Genomic DNA, 26,818 nt, shown 5'->3' on the forward strand with positions numbered 1-26,818 from the left:
CGATCGGGAATCTAGTGACTTTGGGTGTGGCACTTTGCCGGTACAGGCGTACCGTTTGTCTAAAGTCACTGGGTCCCCGATCGCCGCTTCGCTCTGTCGGGGACGACGCTGTAGTGTAGTTGGGTGTTTTTGCCGTCATTCTCGGCTACGAGGGGAGTCCCGTGCCTTCTACCTCGTCATTCCCAGCCGCGACCGGGAATCCAGTGTCTTACAGGGTGTAGGCCAGGATAATGGCGTCTTCGCGGCCTTTGGGGGCGGGGTAGTAATTGGGGCGAATACCCACTTCCACAAAACCGGTGTCTTCGTACAGGGCGATGGCGGATTCGTTTGACTCGCGCACTTCCAGATAGAGGGTGTCGGCGTAGGGGGTTACGGCCTTAATAACGTGTTGCAAAAGCGCGCGGGCAATTCCCTGGCGCCTGTTCTTTTTAGCCACCACCAGATTAAGTAATTCGGCATTGCCGGCAACGGCATTGACTACCGCAAAGCCAACGATATTCTCGTCATTAAAAGCAACCACGCAAGGCTGGCGCACGCCCAGACAATCGCTAAACAGTTTGCGGCTCCAGGGAAAGGCGTGTGCTTCGCACTCGAGCTGGCAAATGGCGTCAAGCAGGCTCTCGTCTAACAGCCGAAACTCTAGTGATAAACCACCGCTTGCTACGCCCGAGCCTTTGAGGTTATCGGGCAACAGCTTGGGCTCAGCCATTATCGTGTACCGTCGTCCAGAGTTTAGTTTTAAGCTCGGGGGTGTTGAGCATTTCGGTCAGGCTGGGCAATACCAGTGCCTCGCGTGTGCCCGATGCTTTATCGGCCGTGGCAAGCGGCAGCCGCTTAAAGTGATACGCGTCGGGAGTTTCTTTGGCGGCATCCGGCTGCAATAAAAACTTGGCGGCCTCTGCCCCAAATAACCAAACGTGTGCCTCGGGTGTTTTTTGCAGCTCTTCGGAGAACCACGCTTGCAGCTCTAGCTGCATATCCTCACGGGTATAAAGGTTGGCTACTTTGTCACTGATAGGGCAGCGAACCGCCTCGCCGGCATTTACTTGCACATCGGGCCGCCACAAAAGTTTTAGGATGTTGTGCAGCAGTTTATCGCTAGGCAAAGCGGTGCCTGGCTGGTAGTGATCGAGCACAATTAAATCTTCGGCGGGGCGCCATAGGTGTAGGTGAATGGTCTCTAATGCTTCGCGGCGTTTTGGCAGTGCGGCTTTTAATGGCTCTTTGCGTACCGGCTCAGATTTGCTGACGCCCATGTCACGCAAGACTTGCCCCACCGCCTCGGCACCGGCGGTGCCCGAGGCTTTTTGCGGTGCGGGTGCCTGGCTCGCGGCTGCTTGCTTAGGCGCACTTACCAAGGCCTGCGGCGCGGGGGCTTGTGTTACTTGCGGTAATTCACAAGGCACCGAGGGTTTTGCCCACGGCAATACCAGCCGGGGTACAAAGGTCTCGATACCTAAAGCCGATAAGTAACGCTGGCGCTGCAGTTCATCCATAGCCGGGTTCCGTTATATACCTTCGCGCTGCGGGTGCGAGCGCTCGGGCGCGACCAATAAATTTAGCGCGTGCAAATAAGCTTTGGCCGATGCCACGACAATATCCGTATCGGCGCCAACGCCATTAACGATATGGCCGCCTTTTTCTAAACGCACGGTGACATCGCCTTGCGAGTCTGTCCCCTGGGTAATCGCGTTAACCGAGTAAAGCTTTAACGTGGCACCGCTGTTTACCACGCTCTCGATGGCTTTGTAGGTGGCGTCTACCGGGCCACTGCCCGTCGCGGTGCAAGTGTGCGGCTCGCCGTTGATTTTTACATTAATGGTGGTGCTGGGCTGTTGCCCGCTTTTAGAGTGAACTTCCATCTCACCCAGCTGGTACACCTCGACCACCTCTTGCGGGCGAACATCGCTAACCAGCGCTTGTAAATCTTCGTCAAAAATCTCGTGTTTTTTATCGGCCAAATCCTTAAAGCGGGCAAATGCCGCACCCAGTGCCTCGGGGTTATCAAAGGTAATACCCAGCGCCTCAAAACGAGCCTTTACGGCGGCGCGGCCTGAGTGCTTGCCCAGCACCAGTTTGTTGGTGTTCCAGCCGACATCTTCGGCGCGCATAATCTCGTAAGTTTCGCGGTGCTTAAGTACGCCATCCTGATGAATGCCCGACTCGTGGGCAAAGGCATTGGCGCCAACGATGGCTTTATTGGGCTGCACCGGAAAGCCGGTGATGCTGCTTACCAAGCGAGAGGTAGGCACAATATGCTGCGCGTCGATATCGGTTTCAACCGGCATCATGTCCTGGCGCGTGCGCACAGCCATAACAATTTCTTCCAGCGCGGCGTTACCGGCGCGCTCGCCCAGGCCGTTAATGGTGCACTCAACCTGACGGGCACCGTGCATTACCGCCGATAAACTGTTGGCCACAGCCAGGCCTAAATCGTTGTGGCAGTGCGTCGAGAAAATGGCTTTATCAGCATTGGGAATGTTGCCAATCAGGCGGCCAAACATCTGGCCGTACTCACCCGGCTCGCCATAGCCAACCGTATCGGGCAAATTAATAGTACCGGCGCCGGCATCGATTACCGCCTCGATAATCTGACACATAAAATCAAACTCAGAGCGGCTTGCATCCTCCAGCGAGAACTCGACGTTATCGGTATGGTTGCGCGCCAGCTTAACCGCCGCAACGGCTTGCTCAAGCACCTTAGGCGGATCCATTTTTAGCTTGTACTGCATATGGATCGGCGAGGTAGCAATAAAGGTATGAATCCGGCCGCTGTTGGCAGGCTTAATCGCCTCGGCGGCGCGCTCGATATCGCCCGGTACCGCCCGCGCCAGCGAGCAAATGGTGCTGTCTTTAACCGCGCGGGCAATCGCCTGAATCGACTCAAAGTCGCCTTTGCTGGCAATCGCAAAGCCCGCCTCAATCACGTCGACTCGCATTTTCTCAAGCATCTTGGCGATGCGGATTTTTTCATCCCGCGTCATAGAGGCGCCGGGGCTTTGCTCGCCGTCGCGCAGGGTGGTGTCAAAGATATACAGTTTGTCTTTACTGGCCATGATGGTTCCCGATAATGCAGTGGCGCACCCAGCGGGCGCTTATTCATCAACACATTATAAGGGCTAGCCAGCCGGAAACCTACCGCGGGGGTTAATTGAGGGCCGAGGTGATCTGGGTGCCCGGTTGGTAGCCAAAGACGCTAGATTCCCGCCTGCGCGGGAATGACGGGATAAAAGTCACTAGATCCCCGATCGGAGCCGGGGATGACGGCAAGGCACCCGACACCTACACCGTCATTCCGGGCGAAGCGGAGCGTAGACCCGGAATGATGTGCAGGATGCACGAATGCCGGCGGGAGCAGGGAGAGTCGGAGCCGGCCCAGTGACTTTGAACAAACAGTACACCTGTATCGGCAAAGTGCCACACCCAAAGACGCTAGATTCCCGGTCGCGGCCGGGAATGACAAGATCGAAGACACTAGATCCCCGATCGGAGCCGGGGATGACGGCCAGGCACCCAAGCACCTACACCGTCGCCCCCGACAAAGCGAAGCGGCGATCGGGGGCCCAGTGACTTTGAACAAACGGTACGCCTGTGTCGGCAAGGTGCCAAATCCAAAGACACTAGATTCCCGGTCGTGGCCGGGAATGACAAGATCGAAGACACTAGATTCCCGATCGGGGTCGGGAATGACGAGATAAAAGACCCTAGATCCCCGATCGGAGTCGGGGATGACGGCAAAGCACCGAGTCACCTACATCGTCGCCCCCGACAGAGCGAAGCGGCGATCGGGGGCCCAGTGACTTTGAACAAACGGTACGCCTGTGTCGGCAAGGTGCCAAATCCAAAGACACTAGATTCCCGGTCGTGGCCGGGAATGACAAGATCGAAGACACTAGATTCCCGATCGGGGTCGGGAATGACGAGATAAAAGACCCTAGATCCCCGATCGGAGTCGGGGATGACGGCAAAGCACCGAGTCACCTACATCGTCGCCCCCGACAGAGCGAAGCGGCGATCGGGGGCCCAGTGACTTTGAACAAACGGTACGCCTGTGTCGGCAAGGTGCCAAATCCAAAGACACTAGATTCCCGGTCGTGGCCGGGAATGACAAGATCGAAGACACTAGATTCCCGATCGGGGTCGGGAATGACGAGATAAAAGACCCTAGATCCCCGATCGGAGTCGGGGATGACGGCAAAGCACCCAGTCACCTACATCGTCGCCCCCGACAAAGCGAAGCGGCGATCGGGGGCCCAGTGACTTTGAACAAACGGTACACCGTATCAGCGACGTGCCACACCCAAAGACGCTAGATTCCCGATCGGGGTCGGGAATGACAAGATCGAAGACACTAGATTCCCGGTCGGAGCCGGGAATGACGGGATAAAAGACACTAGATTCCCGGTCGTGGCCGGGAATGACGGGATAAAAGGCGCTAGATTCCCGATCGCGGCCGGGAAGGGCGACCAAAACAAAGCACTGGCCTCCCGCCCGATCAAAACCGGCCCGGTTGCTTTGATGGTGTATACTGCCGCTGCTTCACATTCACCTCGTTACAGGCCTGTTTATGCCTCCCATGCCCGCGACTTTGACAGAAGGCTCCGTACCCCGGCAGCTTCGTTCGCTCGCGTTGCCTATGGTGTGGGGGTTGCTGGCAACCATGTCGTTTAACGTGGTGGATACCTTTTTTGTGGCGCAGCTGGGCAATACGCCGTTGGCGGCCATGAGCTTTACCTTTCCGGTGGTTATGTTGCTTACCAGCATGGGCATTGGCCTGGGGGCCGGCACCTCGTCGGCTGTGGCGCGGGGGGTGGGCGCGGGCGACTCCGGCCGTGCCCAGCGCCTGGCCACCGATGCCGTTACCTTAACGCTGTTGTTGTCGGTGACGGTGTGCCTGGTGGGTTGGCTAACCATTAACCCGCTATTTACCTTGCTGGGCGCCTCGGCCGAGTTGCTGCCGTTAATCCATCAGTACATGAGCATTTGGTACATCAGCGCGCCTTGTTTACTGGTGCCTATGGTGGCGTTGGCCTCGTTGCGGGCCATGGGGTTAAGCCAAATCCAGGGCACCTTAATGGGCGCGGCGGCGCTGTTTAATGCCGCGCTCGACCCAATCCTGATTTTTGGCTTACTGGGCGCGCCAAAGCTTGGCTTGGCAGGGGCGGCGTGGGCCACCTTAATTACCCGCAGCATTACGCTGATAGTAGCGCTGTACATTTTGCGGGTACGGGTGGGGTTACTGGTGAGCCCGCTGGCGCCCTGGGCGCGGTTGTTGGCCTCGTGGCGCTCAGTCGTGCACGTGGGTGTGCCGGCCATGGCGGCCAATATGATTATCCCTTTGGCCAGTGCCATCGTGGTGATGATGGTGGCGCGCTACGGTAACGATGCCGTAGCCGGGCTGGGCATTGCCGTGCGGGTCGAGCCGGTGGCGCTGATTGTGTTTTACGCACTATCGGGTGTCATAGGCCCGTTTTTTGGGCAAAACCACGCCGCTGGCAAGCAGGAGCGGTTGGCCGAGGCTCAGCGCATATTGCTGATATTTTGTGTGGGGTTTGGGTTGTTGCTGGCCGCCATATTGTGGTTTTTAGGGCCTTTTATCGCCCGGCTTTTTACCAATCATGCCGAGGTGGCGGCGGTGGCGGTGCGCTACCTTGCCATTGTGCCTATCAGCTACGGCGCCTATGGCTTGGTGATGTCTTGCAATGCAGCGTTTAACGGTTTGGGTACACCCTGGCCTGCCATGCTGCTGTCACTGTGTCGGGTACTGGTGGTATTTTTACCGCTGGCAGGGGCTTTGCAATATATTTGGGGGCTAGATGGCCTGTTTGCCGCTGCCGCCATCACCAATGTAGTGGTAGGGGCGTGGGCGTGGCGTTGGTTGCGCCGGCACTTGCAGCAATAAACCAATTGTTTATTTTGCGATGTGGTACCCGTGGCACACATTGTCGCGCTTGGTGCGCGCCGGTGCTTGCGGTAGAATCCTGCTATTGGCCAATGCAGTGTGCCGCTCCTGCGGCCCCAAAAATTAGCCCCAAACAGGAAGCTTAAAGGACGTCTAACGGACAAAAGACCCGCCACGAGGGAATGAACCATGCATCAAACGATGTTATCAGTGCTCTCTTTTAGCGCGTCTTCACTAAACTCCTGCTTATTATTGTGCTGTGCCTTCAGCCGTTTGTTCGCCTAGCGCTGTAACGTAAGTGACATTGAGATTCGATATATGGACAAATCAAAATCTAGCCACCCTTACGAGCTTAAAGACATTACGCTCCCCTCCAATGCCGTATGGCACAAAAGCACCGTTTGCCCCGCCGAGCGGGCCGCCTCTATGGGCCAAACGCCGCGCTGTATTTGGCTTACGGGGCTCTCTGGCTCGGGTAAGTCGACGGTGGCCAATGCGCTCGACGCCACCTTACACGCCAATGGTTTTAACTCTTTTTTGCTCGATGGCGATAACGTCCGCCACGGCTTAAACAAAGACTTAGGCATGACTGAATCCGACCGGGCCGAAAATATTCGCCGCGTGGGCGAGGTGGCCAAACTGATGGTCGAATCTGGCCTGATTGTGATTTGTGCGTTTATCTCCCCCTACAAGCGCGACCGGCAAATGGTGCGCTCGATGTTTAAACCCGGCGAGTTTGTCGAGGTGTACCTAGACACACCCTTAAGTGTGTGTGAAAAACGCGACCCTAAAGGCCTATACAAAAAAGCCCGCGCCGGCGTTATTAAGCAGTTTACCGGCGTAAGCGACCCCTACGAGCAACCCGAAAGCGCCGAGCTAATTTTAAACACCACCGACATTACCGTTACTCAGAGCGTTGAGGCGATTTTAAAAGTTTTATAATTCTTATTTGGACTGTTTCATGTCAGCAACTAGCACTGTGTCGCCCGCGGCCTACCAACAGGTAGTAAGCATCGCGCAACAAGCCGGCGATGCTATTTTAAGCATCTATAATCGCGACTTTGAAGTACACAATAAATCAGACGATAGCCCCCTAACCGAGGCCGATTTAGCCGCCCACCGGCTGATAGTGGCCGAGCTTGGTAAATTAACACCCGATGTACCGGTATTGTCAGAAGAAAGCGCCACCACCGACTGGGCCGAGCGTCAACAGTGGCAGCAGTACTGGTTGGTCGACCCGCTTGATGGCACCAAAGAGTTTATAAAAAAGAATGGCGAGTTTACGGTAAACATTGCGCACGTTGTTAACGGCGAGCCTGTGTGGGGCGTGGTGGTAGCACCGGCGCTGGGGGTCACGTACCAGGGCGGCGCTGCCAGCAAGGGCAGCCAAAAAACCAGTGCCGGGGGCACGGCCGATATACACGTCGGGGAGCTACCCGGTAGCCCGGACGGCTGGTGTGTGGTGGGCAGCCGCTCGCACCAAAGCGACGAGTTTATCGAGTTTTTAACCGCCTTTAACAACCCCTCCATCACCAGCATGGGCAGCTCGCTAAAAATATGCCTGGTGGCAGAGGGTGCGGCGCACCTTTACCCACGCTTGGGCCTTACCAGCGAGTGGGATACCGCCGCCGCCCACGCGGTACTGATTGGTGCCGGGGGTAAAATCGTGCAGGCCGATACCGGTAATACGCTGGAGTACAACCAAAAAAATAGCCTGCTCAACCCGTTTTTTATTGCCGCGCCGGCAAGCTACCAAGGGGTAGCGTAAGTGAGGTTAAGGCAATTTTTTGAGCTGGTAGACGTGCAGGCACGCATGTCGCTTAAGGCCGAGGCCTCTAAGCTGTATTTAAGTTATTTGTGGTGGGTGCTCGAGCCAATCCTTTACGTATTGGTGTTTTACTTTGTATTTGATGTGGTGTTAAACAAAGGCCGGGCCGATTTTTTGCTGTTTTTAATGTGCGGCAAAATCCCTTTTTTGTGGTTCTCTAAATCCGTTAACAGCGGCAGCAATAGCTTAGTGCAAAACAAAGGCCTAATGGGGCAGCTGGATGTACCCAAAACCTTATTCCCCTACGTTACCTTGCAAGAGGTTCTGTACAAGCAATGGGCCGTGTTTTTGGTGTTGTTTGCCATGGTGGTGTACTACGGCAATATGCCAACGCTTAACTGGTTATGGCTGGTGCCGCTTATGGTAACCCAGTACGTGTTTATCGCATTTTGTACACTGCTGGGCGCCTGGTTAGTCAGCTATGTGCGCGATGTGCGCATGTTAATTCAAATGGGCACCATGTTTATGCTGTTTACCTCGGGCATTTTTTGGGATATCAACCAAGTGCAAAATGAGGCGCTTAAACAAGCCCTGTTAACCTGGAACCCGCTGGCTTTTTTAATCGATGCCTACCGCAGCGTACTGATGCAAAACCAAGTGTACGACTACCGCCATTTGGCGGCATTAGCCGGGGTAATGGCCACAGGTTTGGCATTGGTGCACGGCTTGTATCACGGCCAAAGTAAACGTATCGCCGCGCGTATTGTGGCCAGTTAAGGCGCCTGTATGACAGAGATTTTATTAAGCGCCGAGAATGTTAGCCTTACCTACAAAACCCGCATAGGCGGCTTTAAATGGTTTGAGCATAAAGCGTTAAGCGACATTAGCTTTACTCTAAAGCGCGGCGATAAGCTCGGCATTTTGGGCCGCAATGGTAGCGGTAAAAGCACCTTACTGCGCATTTTGGCGGGTATTGTGCCACCTACCAGTGGCAGCGTTAGCTGCGCCGCCGATGTTAGGCGCAGTTTATTAACGCTGGGGCTCGGTTTTAGGCAAGATCTATCGGGGCGCGATAACGCCCTGCTTAGCGCCATGCTGCAAGGCTATCGCCGGCGCGATGCCAAAGCACGGCTAGAAGAGATCAAAGAGTTCTCTATGTTGGGCGACTTTTTTGAGCGGCCATTGTTTACCTACTCGTCGGGCATGCGCTCGCGCCTGGGGTTTTCAACCGCGCTCTACACCGGCATCGATATTTTATTAATTGACGAAGCTCTTAGCGTAGGCGACGCCACCTTCCGCGAGCGCGCACAAAACGCACTCGAGCAGAAGCTAGGCGGCGATCAAAGCCTGGTGTTTGTCAGCCATGTGCCAGGGCAAATGGCTCAGCTGTGCGACCGCGTCATCTGGCTGGAAGACGGCTTGGTGCGTATGGAGGGCGGTGTGGCAGAGGTGTCAGAGCAATATGAACTGCCGGCAGAGCCGATGACAGAATAGACACTGGATTCCCGTTTTCACGGGAATGACGGGACAGAAGACACTAGATTCCCGATCGGGGCCGGGAATGACAATAAAAGCACCCCGCCACACTACACCGTCACCCCCGCGAAGGCGGGGGTCCAGCGACTTTGATCAGACGGTACGCCTGTATCGACAAGGTGCCACTGCCAAAGACACTAGATTCCCGATCGGGGCCGGGAATGAAGAGAAAAAGCACCCAACCACGCTACACCGTCACCCCCGCGAAGGCGGGGGGCCAGCGACTTTGATCAAACGGTACGCCTGTATCGACAAAGTGCCACTGCCAAAGACACTAGATTCCCGGTCGGGGCCGGGAATGACGGGACAGAAGACACTAGATTCCCGATCAGAGTCGGGAATGACAATTAAAGCACCCAACCACACTACACCGTCACCCCCGCGAAGGCGGGGGCCCAGCGACTTTGCTTGTGGTCAATGCACGAATACCGGCGGGGCAGGGATAGCCAGAGCTTACGGTACGTCTTTATCGATAAAGTGCCACTGCCAAAGACACTAGATTCCCGGTCGGGGCCGGGAATGACGGGACAGAAGACACTAGATTCCCGATCAGAGTCGGGAATGACAATTAAAGCACCCAACCACACTACACCGTCACCCCCGCGAAGGCGGGGGCCCAGCGACTTTGCTTGTGGTCAATGCACGAATACCGGCAAGAGCAAGGAGGGCCACCAAAGCCAGCCTCGAAACTTTTGCCCGATTAACCCTTTAACGCCCGTCCCACAGAATAATAAACAAACCCTTTCTGCTGCATACGCACAGGCTCATATAAATTCCGCCCATCAAAAATCACCGGGTCAGTAAGCGCAGTTTTGATTAAGTCAAAATCCGGTGCCCTAAAAGGTTGCCACTCGGTGGCAATAATAAGCGCATCGGCTTGGTGCAATGCCGCCTCTTTGGTACCGCAAAGCGCCAAGTCGGGGCGATTACCGTAAACCCTTTGAATTTCTGCCATAGCCTCCGGGTCGTACGCTTTTACCTTGGCGCCCGCAGCCCAAAGCGCCTCCATAATCACACGCGAAGGGGCCTCTCTTACATCATCGGTGTTGGGTTTAAACGCCAACCCCCACAGCGCGAAGGTTTTGCCTGCAATGTCACCTAGATAGTGCTTAAGCACTTTTTGATACAAAGTGGATTTTTGGTCCGTATTACGGGCCTCAACAGCCTTAAGTACTTTTGCCTCAAAGCCAATATCGTCGGCAGTGCGGATAAGTGCCTGCACATCTTTGGGGAAGCAAGAGCCACCGTAACCTACCCCAGGGTAAATAAACTGGTAACCAATACGGGGGTCACTACCTATGCCTTTGCGCACGGCCTCAATGTCAGCCCCCAGTAGCTCAGCCAGGTTTGCTATCTCATTGATAAAACTGATTTTTGTGGCCAGCATACAGTTGGCCGCATATTTGGTTAGCTCTGCACTGCGCGTGTCCATAGTCATAATTTTGCTATGTTTACGCTCAAACGGGCTATACAGTTCGTGCAATACTTCTTTTGCGTAGTCGCTGCTGGTGCCAATAATAATCCGGTCGGGGCTCATGCAGTCATGTACTGCAGAGCCTTCTTTTAAAAACTCGGGGTTGGATACTACATGGCACTCTAGCTCTGTTTGTTGTCGTATCCCCAGCGCAGCCGTGATTTCCTCTTGAACTTTGTCGGCAGTGCCGACGGGCACGGTAGACTTGTTGATGACGACCTTGGGGGTGGCCATATTCTCGCCAATAGTGCGGGCTACAGCTAAAACGTACTGTAAATCGGCAGAGCCATCTTCATCGGGAGGGGTACCAACGGCTATATAGATGACATCGCCATGGCGGACGCCATCTTGGGCGCTAGTGGTAAATTTTAGACGCCCGGTGGATAAATTCTTTTGTACCAAGGGCTCAAGTCCCTGTTCGTAAAAGGGCACTATGCCTTTGGAGAGTGGCTGAAGTTTGTGCGCGTCTATATCAATGCACAAAACCTCGTTGCCCATTTCGGCCAGTACGGCTCCTTGCACAAGGCCAACATAGCCGGTGCCAAAAATACTCACTTTCACGTGAAACCCCTATGGTGTTAAGTGCGCATATGTTACGCGCAAAGTAGGCCTGCGCAAACAGCGTAACGCTCATGTAGGTCGTGGCGCGCTTAGAGCGCAAAATTATAGAGAATGAGGGGTAGATAGTTGCATGGTTTAGTTAAAGTTTGTAGCATAGCGTTCATTGGTTGAACGGAAGCTGGCCATTGGCCTGTTGTACTTTCCTTATTGGGGTTCCTGCCCTAGGTTGCTAGGATGCTAACCGACGAATACCGTTATAAAATATTAAAAGTGCTGGAAGATGATCCGCACATCACGCAGCGTGAATTAGCTAAAAGGCTTGACGTCAGTTTGGGCTGGGTGAATGCCTGCCTAAAGCAAATGGCTGATGAGCAGTTAATCGAATCCCTGCGTTTATCCGGCCAATCCCACCAGTTTGTATACCAGTTGATGCCTACCGGGCGGCAAACCAAAAATATTATCGCAGTCAGCGTGCTAATCACTAAAAAGGCCCAGCTCAAAGCGCTAGAGCGTGATATATCTGAACTTGAAGCAGAGTTAAAACAAAGTAAAGCCCCTAGCGAAGTACCGCAGAGAGCAAGATTATGACCCACGACAATACTTTGGCGAATCAACAAGAGGCTTGTGCAGCGATTCTGGCCCCCATGGGCGGGGCAGATGTGATGCAGGCATATTTTCAGCAGCTAGGGTTGCTATTAACCCCTCTGGCAATTGACGCCGATGCGCCTGAATCGGCGCCACTGTTGTTAGCTTATACACCGCCGCAGATAGCCATTGCGCAGGCATTAGATGCGGGTGTGCAACCAGAGCAAGCGGTTAGTGATTGGTGCAGACAAGCAAGAAACCTTATCGACTATTATATAACGAACCCGGCGAATGCCAGCGCATTTTGTGCGCCAGCCGCTCTATTGCAATCAGGGTTATTATCACAGTGGCTGAGTGAGCGCCACGGAATAGAGTTTCCTGAAGCCGCTATAGAGGCGAATATCGAGGCCCCTCTGGCGTGGGAGCGGGGCTCCCCTCTGTCAAGTTTAACGGCTTCTTTATTTGTGGCGACGCATCCTGATGTGCTGGAAGTTATGCCCGAGCTACAGGCAATCAGTTTGCCTTTAGCTTGGGCCGAAGAGCCTGCAAGTGAACTACATCAAAGAGCGCATTCTCAAATCGCTGGTACTAGCCTTCAGTTGACCCAGGCTAAAGAGGGGGGGGAGTTAATTCTGGGGCAGTTGCACTCTGTACAAGAGCAGCTTGAGGCCTACCACCAAGATAACAACGTCATAACTCAAGAATTATCTGTGGCCAATGCTGATAAGGCGGCCTTACAAGAGGCGCTTAATTCGGCTCAAAGTGCATCGGCGGAATCTGCACAAACAATAAAAGCTTTAGAGGCAGAGCTGGCCGACGCTAAAGGTGAAGCCAAATTGGTTCTCGATCAACTGTTTTTAGTGCAAGAGCAACTGGAAGAGTATTACCTAAAAAACAAAGAGCTGGAGCAAACGCAAACGGATAGCCTTAAAAAAGCCGAAGATTTAAAACAAAAAGTACAGCAGCTTGACGGTGAGCTATCTGCCGAGCGGCAAGCTAAAGATGTAGTAGCTAATGATGTAAAAACATTGTTAGACCTAGGTAAAACGCTACAACCTGCGCCTAAAAGGTCAATGCTAAGTCCTGCCCGTGCGATGGTAAAAAACCTTTCACCGAAGCACCGTCAGCTTAAAAAAGATGTTGAACTGGTTAGGCAGTCAGAGCTGTTTGACCGAGAATGGTACTTGGAGCACAACCCAGATGTACTGTTCACAGGGGCAGATCCGGCGGCTCACTATGTGCTACACGGCGGTCCCGAGGGGCGTAGCCCAGGCCCTGCTTTTGATGCAGAGCGGTATTTGACAACTTATCAAGATGTCGCCGATAGCGGTATGAACCCGCTGCTCCACTATTTAAAGTTTGGCAAGGCGGAAGGCCGTGAATGTCAAGTAAGGCTAGAGGGGTAAAGATCAATGCAGGTAAAAATCCCCGACAATATAAACACGATTGTGCATATAGGTGCCGGCGAAGGATCAGAGCTGCCAACGTACCTGGAAAGTGCTGCTGCGCGTATCGTATTAGTCGAGCCTAATCCAAAGCTTGCAGAGTATTTGCGAGACCAAGTCGACAATAATGATCGAGTAATAGTGCTCGAGAGCGCTGTGGGTGGCGCCAGTGCTGGCAAAACACTATGTGTTTATAGCTTGACCCACACGAGCAGTGTGTACCCGCTTGGGGAACTTAAGAGTTTATATCCCGGGTTGAAGCTTCTTAGGTCTTATGATGTTGAGCAAGAAAAGTTTTCTCAATTATTAAAGAAATTAGATTTGCGCGGAAGTAATAACTTTTTAGTAGTGCAGGCCCCAGGAGTCGAAGCTGATGTTCTGGAAGGGTTAACTCATAGTAATTATTTAGAGTCATTTTCTCAGGTTTACCTACAAGAAACTAGACATGGTTTGTATCAATGCCCTGAGGTTGACGTTGTGTCCAAGCTGCTACAGCTAGGGTATAACCTTGATTCCAGTAGCAATGAAAGTACGGCGACACTTATACATGCTCACCTGGATTCCGGAAGGTTGGCATTGTCGCGCTTGACTGAAAGTTTGGATGTTTTAAGTAAGAAATACGAAAAAGAGTGTGCAGCGCATATCAAGACAAAAAAGAATCTAGATGGGTATAAAGAGCGTTCAGAGCAGAAGTTAAAAAATTTAGAGGGTCAGCTAGCCCGGAAAGAATCAGAGCTTGTTAATATGAAAGAGCAGCTCTCTGAGCAAGCCCAAAAGAACCAAAAAGCACTTAATAGTCTCATCTCTGATCATAAAGAACAATTGTTAAAAATAGAGGACATCTCTGGCAGTAAGCTTAATGCAGTACAGCTAAATCTCAGTGACGCGATCGATAAGCAAGCAGAAGCCGAGGTGAAGAACCAAAATCTTTTGCAGAATTTGGACGAGGTTAACGACAGACTCGACAAGGCTCTGCAAAGCAAAAAGGTTTTGGAGAATACGCTTCAGCCGCTAGGAAAAAAAGTCCTTCAGTTAAGTTCTCTGGAAAAACAAGTCGATGAGCATAAAAAACGCGCAGAGGATGTAGAAAAGGAGCTAAAAAGTTTTAAGCAGGCGGCCGAAAAAGATCTTCAGAATGAGAAGGATGCACATAAAGCGCTACAGGACGAGTGTTGCCAGCTAAGGGAATCTTTATCGGAGACTAAAAAATCACTTGAAGATAATAAAGCTTGGTTTGCGTCACGTAAAAAACAAGCAGAGCAGCTAAAACTTGAGGTGGAAGAATTAAGGGCTCAGTTGCTCCGGTCAGAGCAGCTAGCCAGTGGCTTTGAGGCAATTAAGCAGCAGTTGGAGCAGCTGGGTAGTAAGGTTACCTCGCATGTAGATAAGTCGCTGGAAAATAGTAATAAAAAACTTGAGTCTAGTATGGGGCTTAATCAGTATCTGGCGACAGGTGCTATGCCTTTGTCGGTGCAGGAGCGTCCTTTGGCTCCTGGGGCCGCTTTGTTTCTAGCTGAAAAAATAGAAGCAAACGACTATGACCTGATTGTATCATTGGGCGCAGGAAGTACTACAACGTTGGTCGCAAAAAGCATCCTTAATAAGATGCATCGGTTAGTCGGTGGTGAGGGGCTAGCCTTGCCAAGTGGTGGTGGAAAAGCAAGCTCTGAAGTTGTGGCACCTAGCCAACGTGATTTGCCTGTTAGAGTTGTTGTGTTCGAACATGATAAATCTTGCGTTGAAAAAATAAGAACCCAGGCGAGCTCTAATCAGTTGAGTTCGCTGGTCAAAGTATTTCATAGTCCGTTGGTCGACTATAAACACTCCGGCAGTGATTTTTTACATTACGATTGCGAGGCAGAGTTAAAACGTATGGCGGATTATTTAGACGGCCGGCCTTCCCGTCTTTTAATTATCGTAAATGGCCCACCATCGATGGTTGGGCCGAAGTCCTTCTACCCTGCTTTACCCAAGGTTCTTAACCATTTTAGTCAGCATGCTTTAGATGTTGTAGTCAGCAGTATCACTCGTCAAGATCAAAGAGATGTCATTGACGAGTGGTGCTCCCAATTGCAAAAGCGCAGCTTAACATTTAAACGATACGATAAGCTGGATTTCAGCATCAGCACCTTAGAAATTAATAAACAGTAAAATATGGAACAGTTAATTGTAGCGCAGGCAAAAGAGCACTTTGCTCAAGGTAACTATCAGGCGGCAAAATCGCTTTTTGAGAAGGCGCAAGCGCGCTATGGAAATGCTTTGTTTGAGGTAAACATAAAGCTTTGCTTGGATCGATTGGCGCGGGCTGCAAAAACAGTGCCGCAATCCAGTGGGTTAGGTGATGATGCGGTGAGCGCTGAACAGCAGCTGATAAAAACTCAAGCTTTGCTAGAAGAGTACTACACAAAATATCAGGAGGCCGTTTGGAGACTGCGGAAATTAGATCAAAAGGGAGAGTTATGAAAAAGGTACTAACGGTATTTGGTACACGCCCGGAGGCCATTAAGATGGCCCCGTTAGCCCTAATGCTAGAAAACGACGAGCGATTTGATGCCCGAGTCTGCGTCACTGCTCAGCACCGTGAAATGTTAGATCAGGTGCTTGAGTTGTTTAAAATCACGCCACAATACGATTTAAACTTAATGAAGCCCGGGCAGGATCTTACTGATGTAACTACCGGTATTTTACAAGGGCTTAAACCAGTGCTGTCTGATTTTAACCCCGACATTGTTTTGGTTCACGGAGATACAGCCACAACATTCGCAACTACATTAGCTTGTTATTATCAACAAGTGGCCGTTGGTCATGTAGAGGCGGGCCTTCGTACGGGTAACCTTTACTCGCCGTGGCCGGAGGAGGGTAACCGCAAGCTAACCGGCGCTATAGCGGCATTACATTTTGCGCCGACAGAGACCTCACGGCAAAACCTGCTAAATGAAAACGTGGATGAAAGTAGTATTACCGTAACCGGTAATACTGTCATCGATGCGTTATTGTCCGTAGTTGAGAGTTTAAAAGTCGACACTGAAATGGCCGAGGGTTTATGGTCACGTTTCCCATTTTTGGATGACAGTAAACGAATGATATTGGTCACCGGTCATCGTCGTGAAAGTTTTGGGGGTGGTTTTGAGCGAATTTGCCAAGCGTTGGCCGAAATTTCAGTTAGGCACCCTGACTGCCAAATTGTTTACCCGGTACACTTAAATCCAAATGTACAAGAGCCAGTAAAGCGGCTTTTGTCCGAACACGACAATATACATTTGATTGAACCGTTAGATTATTTACCTTTTGTTTACTTAATGAGTCGGTCTGAAATTATCCTTACGGATTCTGGCGGCATACAAGAGGAGGCCCCGTCACTTGGTAAGCCAGTTTTGGTGATGCGCGAAACCACTGAGCGTCCTGAAGCGGTAACCGCCGGAACCGTAAAGCTGGTAGGTACAGATGTCAAAAAAATTGTCAGTGAAATTGACACTTTACTCAACGATGAAAATGCCTATAAGAAAATGAGTTTTGCTCATAACCCATACGGTGACGGTAAGGCGTGCCAGCGGATACTTGATACATTGCATGGTTTTTAATTTTGGGGAAAATTATGTCCTTTAAAACTATTTCTGTCGTTGGGCTAGGGTATATAGGCTTGCCGACGGCAGCTGTTCTGGCCTCGCGCAAACAAAAAGTTGTCGGCGTGGATGTAAATCAGCACGCGATTAGCACGATAAACAAAGGCGAAATTCACATTATAGAGCCCGACCTAGACATTGCGGTTCGTTCGGCTGTGTCACAGGGGTACTTGCGTGCAACCGATAAACCCGAGCCTGCGGATGCGTTTATGATTGCTGTGCCCACTCCGTTTATAGAGAGGCAGGATGGCGGGCATACTGCTGACCTAAGTTTTATAGAGGCGGCAGTTAAAACAATTGCACCAGTGTTGAGCAAAGGTAATTTGGTGGTGTTAGAGTCGACCAGTCCAGTAGGGGCGACAGAAAAAATGGCTGGCTGGCTGGCTGAAGCTCGCCCGGATCTTACATTCCCGCAAACTCATGGTGAGCAGTCGGATATACGTGTTGCGCACTGCCCGGAGCGTGTACTTCCCGGGCACGTAATGCGCGAACTAATCGAGAATGACCGGGTGATTGGGGGGATGACTCCAGCCTGCTCAATGCGTGCATGCGAGCTGTATAAGATTTTTGTGCAGGGCGAATGCATTGCGACAACGGCACGTACAGCAGAGATGGCGAAGCTCACAGAAAACAGCTTTCGAGATGTGAACATTGCATTTGCAAATGAGTTGTCGACTATATGCCATGAGTTGGATATTAATGTTTGGGAGCTTATCAAGCTGGCTAATTTGCACCCTCGGGTAAATATTCTTCAGCCGGGCGCTGGCGTAGGGGGGCATTGTATTGCGGTAGACCCTTGGTTTATCGTCGACGCCTGCCCCGAGCAGGCGCGCCTTATCCGTACGGCTCGAGAAGTGAATGATGGTAAGCCGGGCTGGGTACTAGAGCAAATCAAAGTGAAGTTGGAGCAATTTCACCAAGCTAACCCCAATGCGACGCGAAGCGACGTAACGGTCGCCTGTATGGGTATTGCATTTAAGCCAGATATTGACGATTTGCGTGAAAGCCCAGCTTTGGGGATCGCTCAAAAAGCGGCCGAATTAGGTTGTCAGTTGCAAGTGGTGGAGCCAAATATTGAGGCACTTCCGCAAGAGCTTAAGTACGCCAATACTCAACTAGTTTCGCTCGAAGAGGCATTGGCACAGGCAGACATTTTTTGCGTTCTTGTCAAACATAAGCCTTTTCTAACAATAAAGGAAAAGCTCCAGAGCAAAAACGCCGTAATCGATGCTGTTGGTTTGTTGGAATAATCGAGAGTTACATAACTTTTTTCGTTGTAAAAATGTTTTTTCTGAATTGAAAAATCATACGTGACAAGTGCTTAGGTATAGTTATAGGAATCGAATGGATCTCTTACTCCAAAAAGCAGCTGATTTAGCCAATAGCCGCGATACGGGCTACCTGCCAATAGCCGGTCGGGTGGCATATGTGGTCAGTCATGGTCAAAGTTATGCTAGTAATGGCTATGCGGTTAGAACTCAAGGCATTGCCAGGGCGCTCAACCAGCACGGGCTGGAAACACTTTGTTTTGTTAAGCAGGGGCGCCCTTGGGATATCGGCGCTGCCGACGATGCAGTCTCACCAGAGATGTGCGTTGATGGGGTTCGTTATATCCACAGCCGTTGGCCTGACGGTATAAGGCCCGACTCGGAATTGGTTCAGTTAGAGACGGCGGCACGGCAGCTAGAGGAGTCATTTCATATTTATCGCCCGGAGGCTGTGGTCGCGGCCTCAAACTATATGTGCGGCTTGCCTGCTTGGGTGGCTGCCACTCGCCTGAATATTCCGTTTTATAACGAAGTCAGAGGCTTCTGGGAGCTTTCTAAAGCTGCGAGAGAGCCAGGTTATGAATTATCTCCAGAGTTTAAGCAAGAGTCTGTCCGTGATGCTTTTGTTGCCCGACGAGCGGCAGCAGTGTTCACCCTTAACGCACCGATGAGGCAGGAGCTCGCCAGGCGCGGGGTTGAGGAAGATAAAATTTACGTTGTACCTAACGGTATTGATCGACTGCCGAGTCTAGGGGATGGTAATCCTGAGTTGGCCGAGAGTGTAGGAATCGAGCCGAATGATAAAGTAGTGGGATACGTCGGCAGTAGAAATTCTTATGAAGGGTTAGCAACTCTTATAGAGGCTTGCGCTCAATTGGTGGGAAATGGCGTTAAGCTCAAACTACTTTTGGTTGGCGACGATCAGGCAGTGACCTGTGCTCTAGCTAAGAATAGTGTGGCAGCGGAAGGCGTCGATGACATGCCATGGGTCATTCACGTGGGGCGAGTACCTCACGAGCACATCTCGGATTACTACGCCCTCATCGATGTCATTGTCATTCCGCGTAAAGACTCTCCCGTATGCCAGTTGGTTCCGCCAATCAAGGCGGTAGAGGCTCTTGGCTACAGAAAGAACGTCGTTCTGTCGAATGTCGCACCGTTAAGACCTTACGCTGAGGCTTTCCCTAGTGCAACACTATTTGATTCTGCTTCATCTGACGCGCTTGCAGAGGCGATCAAAAAATCTTTGAGCGGAACTGGAATTGAGCCACGAGTAGATAATCTTAAATCACTGGAGTTTTTTTATACCGCTACTCAAATGCATCAAGTGTTGGCGGGTAATGCTCCCGAGGTAGAAAGCTACGAGTCGGGCCAGCTAGCTCGATTAAGCAATCTTGTATCGCAAGAGGCGGTAACTAAGTCGAGTCAATCGCTAGCGATCAATGTGGCTGGTTCGTCAGATAGTGAATTTATACCTACCGAGATAACTCGGGCTCCACTTTGGTTTGATTTTCCAGTAGATGAGCTTGTTCCTCATGATGTTAGTGGTACGCTAACTTTCGCTGAACGATCTGACCTATCCAAGCGCGCATGTATAGCGCGTATTGAGTATCGTGATCAGGACGGTAATACGTTGCCAGGCCCATACAGCGGATTAGCAGTATCTGAGCAGGTGGGGGCCTTTTCATATCTTAATGTTACCGGTGATGCACTTCTGCAAATCGTTCCGCCACTAGGGGCTAGGCGAGTATGTCTCGGCATCCAGTGCTGGAACGCTCGCAATGGCGTAACTCTAAACACGGTCATTCAGTGTAAAAGTCAAATTCCATCTGTAGCTGGAGGGCTTAGCTCCACTGCAGATATTAAACAGCATAATGCTAAACGCTCAAATGCGCCTACCCGAGACCTAAAACACCTAAAAGTAGCCGCCATTCTTGATGAGTTTACCATGGAGTGTTTTCGGCATGAGGTGGCGCTTACGGCATTGAGTCCCACTAATTGGGAAGAAGAGCTTGAGGCCGCAGAACCTGATTTACTATTTGTTGAGAGCTGTTGGTTTGGGAATGCTAACCAGTGGAGCGGCCTCATTTACGGTTACAATTCCAATGGCCCTAATAAAATGAATCAGCTGATTGAGGTTGTAGCCCATTGTCGAAAAAACGGCATTCCTACCGTTTTCTGGGCCAAAGAAGACCCGGTACACTACAAACGCTTTGGCCCGACCGCCAAATTATTTGATTATGTGTATACCACTGACGCCAATATGGTGTCGAGCTACCAAAAAGATTTCGGCATTGAGGCAGAGCCCTTGTCGTTCTTCTGCCAGCCTCGGGTGCACAACCCCACCTCCCTTATCACGCGCAACAATAAAGCAGCCTTCGCCGGCTCATACTACAGCGATAAGATCGAGCGTTGCGAGAACTTTCATTCCATCATGCGAGGGCTGGAGCAGGCAGGCGTGGGCTATGACATCTACGATCGTTGCCTAAAGCGCGGGGTGGCGCACTTGCAGTTCCCCGAGCACTTTAAGCAACATGTGGTTGGTTACCTTGAGCCACATGAAATGTGGAAGGCTTACAAAGGTTACCGGTACACCGTAAATTTGAATACCGTCAAACACAGTCCGACGATGTTCGCTCGGCGAGTGTATGAATCTTTGGCCTCCGGCACCCCGGTCATCAGTAACTACTCCGAAGGCGTTATTACCCAGTTCGGCGGTATTGTATGTGCCAGTGATAACCCGCAAGACGTGGTGGACTACCTCAACCGCCTAGGAGACTCCTCCGAGTACCAGGCCATCAGCGAACGAGGTGTTCGTGAAACCCTCGGGCATCACACTCTCGCGGATAGGTTGGAGCAGGTATGCGAGCGACTGGGCATCCCGGTCATTCCCCATCTGCCCATCGCTAATGCGGTTTACACCGCAGGTACTGAGGCAGAAGTCGAGCAGGCGAGGGCGCACTTTCAGGAGCAGGACTACCACCACAAGCGACTGGTGGTTAACCTAGAGAACAGTAATGTACTCTACCCCTACCTCAACCAGAATAATGAGGAAGAGATCTTCCGTGTGCTCACAGAATTTGCCAAGCCTTTGGAAGGTATAGAGGTGCCTATGACATTGGATGCACGGTGCCCGGCGACCTTACTGGAGGATGAAGCCATTAAGACCCAATACCAAGTTGGCGCTGAACCGGTGCAATTCGGGGAAACTGGGGTATGAAATCCATAAAGCTGCTGGTCTATGCTGACGTTAACCTCAATATCATGGACGGCTCTTCCGTATGGCTGGTCGAGCTCTTGAGTCTACTTGCCCATGACCCGCGAGTGCAGCTTGATTTTCTGCACAAAGCACCGGATCAGGGCGGCCCATTGAACGAGCAAGTGCGTGGCATTGCCCAGATAAACCGAATTGAAAAGCACCCCCGCCCCATGCAACTGGAGCAAGTGGTTGACGCCATCCGTGAACTCGATAGCCAAAATCAGTACGACCGGGTTTTGGTGCGCGGCAACATCGCTCTGGGTCAGGAGCTGATCAAGTACCTGCCGGGTCGGCTGGCCTACTATACGCTTGAACCCTTCCAACGTATGGAGGAGCTCACCCCTAGGGAAAAGGCTGCCATCGGCCAAATGCTTAAGGAAGCTGCATTCGCCATCGTGCAGAGCGAGCGCATGCGCACCAGCTATAGTCGGGAGCTCAATATACCAGACGAGCACATTTACATCCTGCCGCCGCTCATTCCGCCGATCGTGAAAAACCCGAGCTTTCGCAATCGCCTCAACACTCTGTGTTACACCGGAAAATTCTCGGAAGAGTGGGGCACTCCCGGTCTGGTAGACGCCTTCAAAGCACTAAAAAGGAGGCTACCCTACGCCAAGCTCAATATCGCGGGAAACAAGTTTCATGGCGATGTCGGAGGCCGAAAGACGGAAGTAGAACAGTTCTTCAGCTCCGACGAAGCAGTTAATTGGGTGGGAGAGGTTTCCCGGCAAGAAAGCATTGAGCTATCGCGAAATTCGGATATCGGTTTTGCTCTACGCTCCAGCGTGATTGACAACGACAACTCTCAGGAGCTCTCTACCAAGTTGTTTGAATACATGAGCGCGGGAAAGCCAGTTATTGTGCGGGCGACAAAAGTCCATAAAGACCTCTTGGGTGAAAATTACCCGCTGTTTGCTGAATCTTCAGCGCAAGCGGCTGATAAGTCTGCACAGGCACTTGCAGATGTGGCTTTGTACAATCACGCGGCGAAAATGGCTTACGAGGCCTACAAACGCTTTGCGAGAACGGTCAATCATCGAGAACTTGTCCAACGTTTGTTGACGGGGCGTAGAACGACAATTCTTTTTGCGGGACATGATTTAAAATTTGTAAAAGACATTATTGCGTCTTTTGAAGAAGATGAGGACTATGATGTTCTGATAGATCAGTGGAAAGGACATACGCAGCACGATGAGCGGGAAAGTACAGAAAAGCTTGATAAGGCTGATGTCATTTTCTGTGAGTGGGGCTTAGGGAATATACGCTGGTACTCAAGGCATAAAAAGCCAGGGCAAAGGTTGTTGGTTAGGGTTCACCGGCAAGAGGTCCAGAGGTTGGATTATCTAATTGAGTCCGCTTCCGAGAATATTGATTATTATATTTTTATTGCACCTTACCGGTATGAGGAGTTTGTGGAGAAAGTTCGAATCCCTCGCGATAAGGCGAAGATGATATTTAACACTGTGGATACGGATACATTTAACACGAAAAACAGGTTTTCCGATGGATTTACGCTAGGACTGGTAGGAATCGTTCCTTGGGGAAAGCGTCTTGATAAAGCGATTGATCTTTTGGCGCTGCTCTGGGAAAAAGATAAGCGTTATAAATTAAGAGTTAAAGGAAAGCGCCCCGAAGATTTGCCGTGGATGTTGAGCAAACAGCATCGACAAGAAATGAAAAAATATAATGATTTATTTGCTCGAATTGAAAGTTCGCCGTGGAAGAAGAATGTAGTTTTCGATCCTCACGGGAATGATATGCCAGAGTGGTACGAGAAGATTGATTATATACTCTCGGTCAGTGATTATGAGGGTAGTCATCAGGCCGTGGCAGAAGGGATGGCGTCAGGAGCTATTCCGCTAATACTTCCTTGGCTTGGGGCAGACACTGTTTATCCAAAAAGCTTGGTTTTCCCTGACGTGGCGTCGATTGCTCGTCATGTCCTGATTTTCCGAGACGAGAAAAATTACATGAATTATACAAAAAAGCATTTCGCCCAAGAGTATATCATCAGGAAAATTAAAGAGCTCTGTCGTTAACTTAGGTTTGTGCTGAATTGCCAAAAAATAAACGATTTAGTAAGGAGAGGGGATGGAAGTTTGTATTTTTGGAGGTTTTCCAAGGTCGGGGACTAGGCAGTATGCTGATATTTTAAATGGTCATGCATTAATGTCAGTAAAAGGGGAGTGTTTTCCTCGAGTGGTAAAGCTTCTCTCGAGAGTATTTGAGGAGGCGGACGATAAGCATCAAAAACGCTGGAGTAGCCAGAAATATGACGAATGGAGAGTTAAATCAGCCCTGAATGCCTACGCTGGACTGTCAAAGGGTTCGAATGCGCCTTATGACTTTTCCGGCCTGAAAGTTTGTGGATTTAAATCCCCAAGAGTTGAGTCTATATATGATGACTTGGGGGGGCTATTTTTCAAAGAAAAAATCAAGTTTTTCTATTGTGTTCGAAAGGTTTCTGAAAACTATTTGTCAGAATGCTCAACATTTGGGATATCGGTGGAAGATTATGTCTCCTCGACTGTTTCTTCGATAAAGAAATTTTTTGAGGTCGTAAATGACGAAAGATTCGACTGTACTGTTCTTAGTTTGGATAGTTTTCTTGCCTCAAAAAATAGAGCTAATTATATTCAAGATAATATATTCTCTAAGTTTTCTGGGGTCTCTACTTCCTTGGGGGAAGTAGAGGAGTTGATTGAGAGAACAAGAAATATTAATTCTACCGAGTCTAGTGGTAAGGTGCGCAGGCTGGATCTGCAGGGCTATGAGAGAGATTATATATTTAATAGTTCAGAGTTGAGAGCGTCTTGCGAAGTGATGAAAGCACACTTTGATGTAGATATATTTCGTTAGTTATAATTTCTGGGAAAGGTATGACGCCTATATTTATAGTCGGTAGTGACCGCAGCGGTACATCTGTTACCAAAAGAATAATCTATGAGCTTCTGGGTAAGCGTAGGATTCCTTTCGAGCCTAGGCTCCTGGCTGATGGAAATTTAGTGAAGTCACCTGTCGTTAGCCTCTTAAAAGAGTGCACGGATAAAGATCTGAGGATGCAGGCTTCATGGATTATGAGGCAATATAACATAAGCGAAGAGCGTGGCTGGCATATGTATTTCGAGAGAAAGGATATGTTAAATACCATCTGGTCATATTTGGATAAATTAAAACACGATAAGAGCGTCGTTCATCTAAAAGAGATGTTTGAGTTTTTCCATCGAAAAATTGCATGTGAGCACGGCGAAGAGTTTATTTATGCAATAGACGACACGCCAAGTAATGTTCTGATAATTGACCTGCTGGTTGCAATGTTCCCCAGGTGTAAAGTGGTGCATTGTATTCGTGACGGAAGGGAGGTGGCAGCTTCTGTTATTTCAAGACAATGGTGGGGGGGAGCTATCGATCGGCACTGATGGAGTGGCATAAAAGAGTTAATGTCGGCAGAGCTTTAGGTAGAATGTTTCCTGATAACTATTATGAGCATTCGTATACCGCGACTCAGAAAAACAAAGTGAACTCATTGAATAGTTTGGTTGATTTTTTGGGCGTGAAAGGGGAGGTTGATTATTCTCAGTTTGATGAATCAAGAACTCGAGTTTTTAATCTTTCAGATTTCGATAACGATTTTTTTAATAGCTTGGCTTCTGAATGGATTCTAGAGTTTGAGTGGGTTTCAGGGTAGCTTGTCAGGTGCGAGGAATGGCGCGGTTTGGGGTTGGATTAAAGAGAATTTTCTGGTTTAAGGGTGTAATATGCTGTAACTCCCGTCCAAGGAACCGCTAAATCTATTCTTTCTTAAGGTGGCCGCATCCGTTTTTGATTCATTTTATGAGCTTGGTAAGTTGTAGGAGTTTCTGGACTTTCATTAAACAACTTTATTGTGCGAGGCTAAGAGCTTCGATTATGTAGTTTCTCGATTAACGCTGAAGGAACATGACTAGCAACCCATTTTGAGTCGCTTATTTCAACTAAAAGATATGTCTTATGAAGTTTTTGCTCCCAGTGGATTCTCGTGTGCGGGACACCCAAGGTTTTTGCGTTTTAGATACGATTACAGGCGTGGTGGATTATACGCACACCGATGAAAGGTATCCGTATAGGCGGAAAGGGTTTCGAGGTGCTTGTACTGTAGGGGAGAGGGTCTTCGTTTGTAACTCTTTTTCAGTGAAGGCTTTTGAGTTTGACGTGGTTGATAGTGGGTTGACATTAATTCCCGTTTGGCAGCTGCAGCTGCCAGAATGGTTAGTGGGGCGGGCTGCTAATGCAGATTTGCATGCATTGCATCTTGATTCAGTGCGCGGTGTTTTATTGTTAGCCAATTCTTTCATGGATTCTGTTGATACCATCTCCCTTGATGGCGAGTTTCTGGGGCGCGAGTTTCTCTGGGAAATTTCTGGTCAAGTTCGGAGTCTTGTAGTCAATAGAAACTCTGCAGCTCCAGACTTATGTCATCTTAATCATATTGCTCAAGCGTTTGGTCAAACTTTTCTAACGTTGGGAAATATCAATGCGACTGGACAAGGCGCTGTGCTGCACAAGGAGTCTGGAGCGTTTGTTGTTGAGGGCCTTGAGCGGCCTCATGATGGCGTTTTTTGGAGAGATGAGTTTTGGATAACCGAAACGGCTGCGAATCAATTGAGGGTATATCGAGGCATTAATAGCGCTGAGTCGTTTAGAAATTGTAAAGCTGAGATAGTCGACTTATCAACGCATATAAATGAAGATGAAAAATTTTGGTGCCGAGGGTTGCACGTAACGGAAGAGCGTATTTATGTTGGTTGTAGCCAATTTCAAGATCGCGTAAACAACGTTGCGGGCATGCCCCCGTCACATGTCCTTGAGCTTGATAAGCAGTCGGGCCGGGTTATTGCTAGGTTCGCTATACTGGGGTCGAAAGAAATGGAGCGACCAGTGCTTTTCAGTTTATTACCGTTGGTCGAGTCGTGATTATTACCTGTCGAGGGTGCGGAGTTATCGGTAGTCAGGCTTGAGGTAGTTATATGAGTGCGATCGTGGCCAGTGAGCTTGGCACTAAATGTACCGCGCGAGGTTTAGAGGGCGTATGTAATAGTTGGCTGTTCCGGGAGCTAAAGGGGGGGGCAGATTTTCTCTGGCGTCAAACAAGGATCAGGGATGAACTCTCCGTTGGTCCCGAGAAATCTCACTTGTTTGGGGCCTTGAAAAAGTGAATCTAGCCTGAATGAATAGTTGTGCTAGGTTGTCACTATGCCCCATTATCTGTGAGCTTTTTAGGTCAATATTGCGAAGTTATGATGCCTATGGAAAATATTAAGGATCAATTTCACGCGCTCAGTGAGAAGTTGGAGGGCATCCTAAAGAGGTTGATAGACAAGTCCTTTAAGGGTTTTAATAATTCTTCAAAGCCGAAGC

20 protein-coding genes are annotated in these 26,818 nt (G+C 50.2%); 16 read left to right on the forward strand and 4 right to left on the reverse strand.

Annotation, left to right across the window (positions count from 1 at the left end):
* Nucleotides 1–208: 208 nt before the first annotated feature.
* Genes rimI through AAC019_RS10135 form a run of 3 tightly spaced genes read right to left on the reverse strand, consistent with a single transcriptional unit; the run spans nt 209 to nt 3,056 of the window.
* Nucleotides 209–709 (reverse strand): ribosomal protein S18-alanine N-acetyltransferase, encoded by a 501-nt coding sequence (rimI, locus tag AAC019_RS10125; protein ID WP_339898697.1) that lies wholly within the window; start codon nt 707–709, stop codon nt 209–211.
* Nucleotides 702–1,496, reverse strand: coding sequence for a hypothetical protein (locus AAC019_RS10130; protein WP_339898698.1), 795 nt, complete (start codon nt 1,494–1,496; stop codon nt 702–704). Before AAC019_RS10130 ends, rimI begins: the two co-directional genes overlap by 8 nt.
* Before the next feature lie 12 nt (nt 1,497–1,508).
* Nucleotides 1,509–3,056 carry a 2-isopropylmalate synthase gene (locus AAC019_RS10135; protein WP_339898700.1) on the reverse strand — a complete coding sequence of 516 codons (1,548 nt, stop codon included), beginning with the start codon at nt 3,054–3,056 and terminating at the stop codon, nt 1,509–1,511.
* Nucleotides 3,057–4,567: 1,511 nt separating this feature from the next.
* Between AAC019_RS10135 and AAC019_RS10140 the strand changes: the two genes are divergently transcribed.
* The 5 genes from AAC019_RS10140 (at nt 4,568) to AAC019_RS10160 (ending at nt 9,164) form a co-directional block, all read left to right on the forward strand.
* Nucleotides 4,568–5,902 carry an MATE family efflux transporter gene (locus AAC019_RS10140; RefSeq protein ID WP_339898701.1) on the forward strand — a complete coding sequence of 445 codons (1,335 nt, stop codon included), beginning with the start codon at nt 4,568–4,570 and terminating at the stop codon, nt 5,900–5,902.
* A gap of 318 nt (nt 5,903–6,220) precedes the next feature.
* A complete protein-coding gene (cysC, locus tag AAC019_RS10145; RefSeq protein ID WP_339898703.1) occupies nt 6,221–6,844 on the forward strand; it encodes an adenylyl-sulfate kinase in 624 nt (207 codons plus the stop codon).
* A 19-nt stretch (nt 6,845–6,863) separates the two neighbouring features.
* Nucleotides 6,864–7,670: a 3'(2'),5'-bisphosphate nucleotidase CysQ gene (gene cysQ, locus AAC019_RS10150; protein WP_339898705.1), complete on the forward strand. Its 807-nt coding sequence runs from the start codon at nt 6,864–6,866 to the stop codon at nt 7,668–7,670.
* Nucleotides 7,671–8,447: an ABC transporter permease gene (locus AAC019_RS10155; RefSeq protein WP_339898707.1), complete on the forward strand. Its 777-nt coding sequence runs from the start codon at nt 7,671–7,673 to the stop codon at nt 8,445–8,447. It begins immediately after the preceding gene.
* 9 nt (nt 8,448–8,456) lie between these two features.
* Nucleotides 8,457–9,164 carry an ATP-binding cassette domain-containing protein gene (locus tag AAC019_RS10160; RefSeq protein ID WP_339898708.1) on the forward strand — a complete coding sequence of 236 codons (708 nt, stop codon included), beginning with the start codon at nt 8,457–8,459 and terminating at the stop codon, nt 9,162–9,164.
* A 742-nt stretch (nt 9,165–9,906) separates the two neighbouring features.
* Here the strand turns inward: AAC019_RS10160 and AAC019_RS10165 are convergent.
* The gene (locus tag AAC019_RS10165; RefSeq protein WP_339898710.1) at nt 9,907–11,241 is read right to left on the reverse strand and encodes a UDP-glucose/GDP-mannose dehydrogenase family protein; all 1,335 of its coding nucleotides are present in this window, start codon (nt 11,239–11,241) and stop codon (nt 9,907–9,909) included.
* Between the two features lie 234 nt (nt 11,242–11,475).
* On the opposite strand from AAC019_RS10165, the gene AAC019_RS10170 reads away from it, so the two are divergent.
* The 11 genes from AAC019_RS10170 (at nt 11,476) to AAC019_RS10220 (ending at nt 26,374) form a co-directional block, all read left to right on the forward strand.
* Entirely contained in the window at nt 11,476–11,829 is a 354-nt protein-coding gene (locus tag AAC019_RS10170) for a winged helix-turn-helix transcriptional regulator (RefSeq protein WP_339898712.1), read from the forward strand.
* Nucleotides 11,826–13,232, forward strand: coding sequence for a hypothetical protein (locus AAC019_RS10175; protein WP_339898713.1), 1,407 nt, complete (start codon nt 11,826–11,828; stop codon nt 13,230–13,232). The genes AAC019_RS10170 and AAC019_RS10175 overlap by 4 nt, the downstream gene beginning before the upstream one ends.
* A gap of 6 nt (nt 13,233–13,238) precedes the next feature.
* Entirely contained in the window at nt 13,239–15,422 is a 2,184-nt protein-coding gene (locus AAC019_RS10180) for a hypothetical protein (protein ID WP_339898714.1), read from the forward strand.
* 3 nt (nt 15,423–15,425) lie between these two features.
* A complete protein-coding gene (locus tag AAC019_RS10185; RefSeq protein ID WP_339898716.1) occupies nt 15,426–15,734 on the forward strand; it encodes a hypothetical protein in 309 nt (102 codons plus the stop codon).
* Nucleotides 15,731–16,852 (forward strand): UDP-N-acetylglucosamine 2-epimerase (non-hydrolyzing), encoded by a 1,122-nt coding sequence (gene wecB / locus AAC019_RS10190; protein ID WP_339898718.1) that lies wholly within the window; start codon nt 15,731–15,733, stop codon nt 16,850–16,852. Before AAC019_RS10185 ends, wecB begins: the two co-directional genes overlap by 4 nt.
* Nucleotides 16,853–16,866: 14 nt before the next feature.
* Nucleotides 16,867–18,144: a UDP-N-acetyl-D-mannosamine dehydrogenase gene (gene wecC / locus AAC019_RS10195; RefSeq protein ID WP_339898719.1), complete on the forward strand. Its 1,278-nt coding sequence runs from the start codon at nt 16,867–16,869 to the stop codon at nt 18,142–18,144.
* Between the two features lie 94 nt (nt 18,145–18,238).
* The gene (locus tag AAC019_RS10200) at nt 18,239–21,382 is read left to right on the forward strand and encodes a glycosyltransferase (protein ID WP_339898720.1); all 3,144 of its coding nucleotides are present in this window, start codon (nt 18,239–18,241) and stop codon (nt 21,380–21,382) included.
* Nucleotides 21,379–23,460, forward strand: a complete 2,082-nt coding sequence (locus AAC019_RS10205) for a glycosyltransferase (protein WP_339898721.1) — start codon at nt 21,379–21,381, stop codon at nt 23,458–23,460. The genes AAC019_RS10200 and AAC019_RS10205 overlap by 4 nt, the downstream gene beginning before the upstream one ends.
* 52 nt (nt 23,461–23,512) lie before the next feature.
* The gene (locus AAC019_RS10210; protein WP_339898722.1) at nt 23,513–24,280 is read left to right on the forward strand and encodes a hypothetical protein; all 768 of its coding nucleotides are present in this window, start codon (nt 23,513–23,515) and stop codon (nt 24,278–24,280) included.
* 20 nt (nt 24,281–24,300) lie between these two features.
* Entirely contained in the window at nt 24,301–24,840 is a 540-nt protein-coding gene (locus AAC019_RS10215) for a sulfotransferase (protein ID WP_339898723.1), read from the forward strand.
* Nucleotides 24,841–25,411: 571 nt separating this feature from the next.
* Nucleotides 25,412–26,374: a hypothetical protein gene (locus tag AAC019_RS10220; RefSeq protein WP_339898725.1), complete on the forward strand. Its 963-nt coding sequence runs from the start codon at nt 25,412–25,414 to the stop codon at nt 26,372–26,374.
* Nucleotides 26,375–26,818 lie beyond the last annotated feature (444 nt).

The organism is uncultured Gilvimarinus sp., assembly GCF_963975215.1.
GTDB lineage: Bacteria > Pseudomonadota > Gammaproteobacteria > Pseudomonadales > Cellvibrionaceae > Gilvimarinus.

Coding starts and splice junctions, on each gene's coding strand:
- rimI (WP_339898697.1), bottom strand. CDS start 709: ATGGCTGAGCCCAAGCTGTTGCCCGATAACCTCAAAGGCTCGGGCGTA.
- AAC019_RS10130 (WP_339898698.1), bottom strand. CDS start 1,496: ATGGATGAACTGCAGCGCCAGCGTTACTTATCGGCTTTAGGTATCGAG.
- AAC019_RS10135 (WP_339898700.1), bottom strand. CDS start 3,056: ATGGCCAGTAAAGACAAACTGTATATCTTTGACACCACCCTGCGCGAC.
- AAC019_RS10140 (WP_339898701.1), top strand. CDS start 4,568: ATGCCTCCCATGCCCGCGACTTTGACAGAAGGCTCCGTACCCCGGCAG.
- cysC (WP_339898703.1), top strand. CDS start 6,221: ATGGACAAATCAAAATCTAGCCACCCTTACGAGCTTAAAGACATTACG.
- cysQ (WP_339898705.1), top strand. CDS start 6,864: ATGTCAGCAACTAGCACTGTGTCGCCCGCGGCCTACCAACAGGTAGTA.
- AAC019_RS10160 (WP_339898708.1), top strand. CDS start 8,457: ATGACAGAGATTTTATTAAGCGCCGAGAATGTTAGCCTTACCTACAAA.
- AAC019_RS10170 (WP_339898712.1), top strand. CDS start 11,476: ATGCTAACCGACGAATACCGTTATAAAATATTAAAAGTGCTGGAAGAT.
- AAC019_RS10175 (WP_339898713.1), top strand. CDS start 11,826: ATGACCCACGACAATACTTTGGCGAATCAACAAGAGGCTTGTGCAGCG.
- AAC019_RS10180 (WP_339898714.1), top strand. CDS start 13,239: ATGCAGGTAAAAATCCCCGACAATATAAACACGATTGTGCATATAGGT.
- AAC019_RS10185 (WP_339898716.1), top strand. CDS start 15,426: ATGGAACAGTTAATTGTAGCGCAGGCAAAAGAGCACTTTGCTCAAGGT.
- wecB (WP_339898718.1), top strand. CDS start 15,731: ATGAAAAAGGTACTAACGGTATTTGGTACACGCCCGGAGGCCATTAAG.
- wecC (WP_339898719.1), top strand. CDS start 16,867: ATGTCCTTTAAAACTATTTCTGTCGTTGGGCTAGGGTATATAGGCTTG.
- AAC019_RS10200 (WP_339898720.1), top strand. CDS start 18,239: ATGGATCTCTTACTCCAAAAAGCAGCTGATTTAGCCAATAGCCGCGAT.
- AAC019_RS10205 (WP_339898721.1), top strand. CDS start 21,379: ATGAAATCCATAAAGCTGCTGGTCTATGCTGACGTTAACCTCAATATC.
- AAC019_RS10210 (WP_339898722.1), top strand. CDS start 23,513: ATGGAAGTTTGTATTTTTGGAGGTTTTCCAAGGTCGGGGACTAGGCAG.
- AAC019_RS10215 (WP_339898723.1), top strand. CDS start 24,301: ATGACGCCTATATTTATAGTCGGTAGTGACCGCAGCGGTACATCTGTT.
- AAC019_RS10220 (WP_339898725.1), top strand. CDS start 25,412: ATGAAGTTTTTGCTCCCAGTGGATTCTCGTGTGCGGGACACCCAAGGT.